The sequence below is a fragment of the Enterococcus sp. C46 genome (genome assembly GCF_040887565.1).
Lineage (GTDB): Bacteria > Bacillota > Bacilli > Lactobacillales > Enterococcaceae > Enterococcus_B > Enterococcus_B lactis.
This window is the reverse complement of sequence record NZ_JBFOGA010000029.1, coordinates 1-1,360: the sequence shown is the minus strand read 5'-3', so window position 1 is coordinate 1,360 and position 1,360 is coordinate 1. Positions and strand designations below refer to the sequence as shown.

2 protein-coding genes and 1 pseudogene are annotated in these 1,360 nt (G+C 34.6%); 2 read left to right on the top strand and 1 reads right to left on the bottom strand.

Annotated elements, in window-relative coordinates; translation table 11 throughout:
- Both AB3I27_RS13910 and AB3I27_RS13905 read left to right on the top strand, forming a co-directional pair.
- Positions 1–104 (top strand): annotated as a pseudogene (locus AB3I27_RS13910) (IS982 family transposase); the annotation flags it as partial.
- A gap of 55 nt (positions 105–159) precedes the next feature.
- The gene (locus AB3I27_RS13905) at positions 160–657 is read left to right on the top strand and encodes a GNAT family N-acetyltransferase (protein ID WP_002308046.1); all 498 of its coding nucleotides are present in this window, start codon (positions 160–162) and stop codon (positions 655–657) included.
- Positions 658–692: 35 nt separating this feature from the next.
- On the opposite strand, the gene AB3I27_RS13900 is transcribed toward AB3I27_RS13905, so the two are convergent.
- A partial coding sequence (locus AB3I27_RS13900) for a PHP domain-containing protein (protein WP_236017440.1) occupies positions 693–1,360 on the bottom strand: 668 nt, incomplete at its 5' end.

Here is a 1,360-nt window from a genome sequence, read left to right as displayed (position 1 = left end):
TGCTAGAGAGTAGATTTGAAAGCATATTACTGGCTTACAGTGTTCTATTAAGTCGAGCACAACGACGTTTTGAAGGAACTTTGAGATATTCTTTAGGATATTAAAATTAACTAGCCCCACGGGTGATTTATAGTATACTATGTCAAAAGGAGGAGTTAGATGAACAATCAAATCACACTAGCGTATTTAGATTATGATGATCTAGATGCTTTACAAGTTGTAAGTGTTGTCAGTTTTTATGAATCGTTTATCGATGGCGCAGATCCACTTGATATGCAAGGATATTTACAGACACAATTGACAACTGAAATATTGGCAGTAGAATTGGCACAGTCAACCAGTAAATTTATTGGTATTAAGGATCATCAAATACTCATTGGTTATATGAAAGTCAATGATGAAAAAGATGCTATAGAGATTCAACGGCTCTATCTGCTCAAAGATTATCAAAACAAAGGGTTAGGGCAACGGTTACTCGATGAAGCGAATCGTTATGCTAAAACGAAACATAAACGTTATTTACGTTTGACTGTTTATGAAAAAAATCATGCAGGTATTCGTTTTTATGAACGTCATGGATTTAAAAAAATCGGGATCAAACATTTTCCTTTAGGAAAACAAGATCGTATTTGTCCGATTTTAGAAAAAGAAATCTAAAAAAACGTCCTCACTTTTGATGCTGAGGACGTTTTTTAGACTGGTAATGGAACCATAATTCGCTTTCCTTTTTGATAAATCGCTAATTCCGTCACATCTTTTGCTTTTAACAGAGCAAAAAGATCATCGAAATGGAAACGGAAATGTTCAAGGTAATGCCCATCTGATCCAACACTAAACAAGGTACCACCACGTGAAAGATATAAATCGATGACATATTCATATAACGCTAAATTGTCATACAAGTAAGCGCTCTTAGCATTTAATTCGAATGCCAATTTATTTTTGATTACTTGATCTAGAATCGGTAAAAACTGCGCTTCATATTGTTTAAATTCAGCAACGGATAGACCAAATACCCGAAAACCATAGTCAAAATGAGCAAAGACATCTGCTTCTATAACAACTAGTGCTTCTGAAAGTTGTGCAAAATACTGAGGAATCACAATAGCAGGATCCATATCTTTGACTTCGTCATCTAAATAATCAAATTGACCATTATGATGCACACTGAGTAATTTTAAATCGTAATCTTTATCGGCTAAATAGTCGATGATCCGATCCTTTTCAGAAGCGATGTAACCGATTTCTATGCCTTTTAAAACACGATTGCCAAAACGCTTATTTAAGCTATCGATTGTTTGACTGTACATTTCATAATCGGGGATATCATCGACTTTAGTAACAGGATTGGCTAAGTCAA

Coding starts and splice junctions, on each gene's coding strand:
- AB3I27_RS13905 (WP_002308046.1), top strand. CDS start 160: ATGAACAATCAAATCACACTAGCGTATTTAGATTATGATGATCTAGAT.